The organism is Nocardioides sp. (assembly GCF_036401255.1).
Taxonomy (GTDB): domain Bacteria; phylum Actinomycetota; class Actinomycetes; order Propionibacteriales; family Nocardioidaceae; genus Nocardioides.
Genome location: NZ_DASWVI010000005.1, coordinates 1 through 2,154 on the forward strand (window position 1 = coordinate 1; position 2,154 = coordinate 2,154).

Consider the following 2,154-nt stretch of genomic DNA (forward strand, 5'->3'; position numbering starts at 1 on the left):
CGGCAAGGAGTTCGAGCGGTTCCTCGCGGGGCTCGACCGGCCGGGCCCGGACACCGACCCCGGGCGCGACACCGACGAGCCGCAGGGCTGACCGGGTGCCGAGGAACGCCGACGAGCTCGTCGAGCTGCTCGACCTCGAGCACATCGACGACAACCTGTTCCGGGGGCAGCAGATGCCCTCCTCGCTGCCGCGGGTGTTCGGCGGCCAGGCCGCGGCGCAGGCCCTGGTGGCCGCGACCCGCACCGTGGACCCGGCGTACGTCGTGCACTCGCTGCACTCCTACTTCCTGCAACCCGGGGACACCCAGGCGCCGACGGTCTACGACGTCGAGAACCTCCGCGACGGCCGGTCGTTCGCGACCCGCCGGGTGCTCGCGCGCCAGCACGGGCGACCGATCTACGCGCTGACCGCCAACTTCCACCGGCCCGAGCCGGGCTACGAGCACCAGGACCGGATGCCCACGGTGATCCCACCCGAGGAGGCGATCGACGCGCGGGCCGCGGCCAAGGCGCTCGACCCGGGCCGGGACACCGCCGCGGACGCCGAGTGGGACGTCGTCGACTTCCGCTACGTCGGCTCCGACGGCGACGGGCTGCTCGAGCCGGATCCCGCGCACCCGGCCCGGCAACGGTTCTGGCTGCGGGTCTCCTCACGGCTGCCCGACGACCCCGCCCAGCACGTCGCGGCGTTCACCTACCTCTCCGACATGACGCTGATGGGGGCCGCGCTCGCGCCCCACGGGGTGCGGATCGGCGGTCCCGAGACGCTGGTGGCCTCGCTCGACCACGCGGTGTGGTTCCACCGGCCGTTCCGGGCCGACGAGTGGTGGCTCTACGACCAGGTCTCACCGTCCGCGTCCGGTGGGCGCGGGCTGGTGCTCGCCCGGGTGTTCACCCAGGACGGCACGCTCGTCGCGAGCGTCGCCCAGGAGGCGCTGATCCGACGGCGGGACCGGTCGTGACCGGCGCACCGCTGAGCCCGGCCGAGGAGCTGGTCGCGCTGCTCGACCTCGAGCGGATCGACGCCGACCTGTTCCGGGGTCGCCAGCCGGACTCCGCGCGGGCCCGGGTCTACGGCGGGCAGGTGGCCGCGCAGGCGCTGATCGCGGGCATCCGCACCGTGGACCCGGCGTACGCCGTCCACTCGCTGCACTCCTACTTCCTGCTGCCCGGCGACTACTCCGTGCCGATCGTCTACGACGTCGAGCGGATCCGCGACGGCCGGTCGTTCCAGACCCGGCGCGTGATCGCGCGCCAGCACGGGCGGCCGATCTACTTCCAGGCACTGGACTTCCAGCGCGCCGAGGACGGCTTCGAGCACCAGGATGCGATGCCGGAGGCGAAGCCGCCCGAGGACGGCATCGACCTGGTCGAGGTGATGCGCCGCGGCGGCAACGAGGAGGCCGAGGCGCTCGGCAAGGAGTGGGGCGCGATCGACGTGCGCTGGCTCGGCAACTCGCGGCACGGCCTCGAGCCCGACCCCGACCGGCCGTCGCAGGCGCGGATGTGGGTGCGGCTCAAGGAGGGGCTCGGCGACGACCCGGTCGTGCACCTCGCCGCGTTCACCTACGCCAGCGACGTGAGCCTGCTCGGCTCGACGCTCGCCGCCCACGGCGGCAACCCGGCGAAGACACAGATGGCCTCGCTGGACCACACGATCTGGTTCCACCGGCCGTTCCGGGCCGACGAGTGGTGGCTCTACGACCAGGCCTCGCCCGCCGCGATCGGCGCCCGCGGGCTGGCGTTCGGGCGGATCTTCACCCAGGACGGCACACTGGTCGCTACGGTCGCGCAGGAGGGGCTGATCCGCCCACGCACGGGCTAGCGGGCGGTGGCGCTCCCGGCCAGGTGCGGCGCCCCGGTCGAGGGCGAGCTGAGCGAGAACGCGTAGCCCGCACCACCGTCGGACGCCGTGAGCCGGCGCGAGCCGAAGGCCACCGTGCCGGGCAGCAGGATCGGCTTCTTGAACGCCACGGCCACCGTCACCTCGCCCGGCAGCCGGTTCTCGAGCGCGCCGACGCACCGCGCCATCGACCACATGCCGTGGGCGATCTGGCGGGGGAACCCGAACGCCTTCGCGGTCAGCCCGTAGAGGTGGATCGGGTTGTGGTCGCCGGACACGGACGCGTAGCGGCGGCCCAGGTCGCCGGGCAG

General features: G+C 73.9%; 3 protein-coding genes. 2 read left to right on the forward strand and 1 reads right to left on the reverse strand.

From position 1 onward, the window contains the following. Positions 1-95: 95 nt before the first annotated feature. Both VGD85_RS00160 and VGD85_RS00165 read left to right on the forward strand, forming a co-directional pair. Entirely contained in the window at positions 96-962 is an 867-nt protein-coding gene (locus tag VGD85_RS00160; protein WP_331061420.1) for an acyl-CoA thioesterase II, read from the forward strand. Continuing rightward, positions 959-1,825, forward strand: coding sequence for an acyl-CoA thioesterase II (locus VGD85_RS00165; RefSeq protein ID WP_331061421.1), 867 nt, complete (start codon positions 959-961; stop codon positions 1,823-1,825). Before VGD85_RS00160 ends, VGD85_RS00165 begins: the two co-directional genes overlap by 4 nt. On the opposite strand, the gene VGD85_RS00170 is transcribed toward VGD85_RS00165, so the two are convergent. Next, a partial coding sequence (locus VGD85_RS00170) for a MaoC family dehydratase (RefSeq protein ID WP_331061422.1) occupies positions 1,822-2,154 on the reverse strand: 333 nt, incomplete at its 5' end. The genes VGD85_RS00165 and VGD85_RS00170 overlap by 4 nt on opposite strands.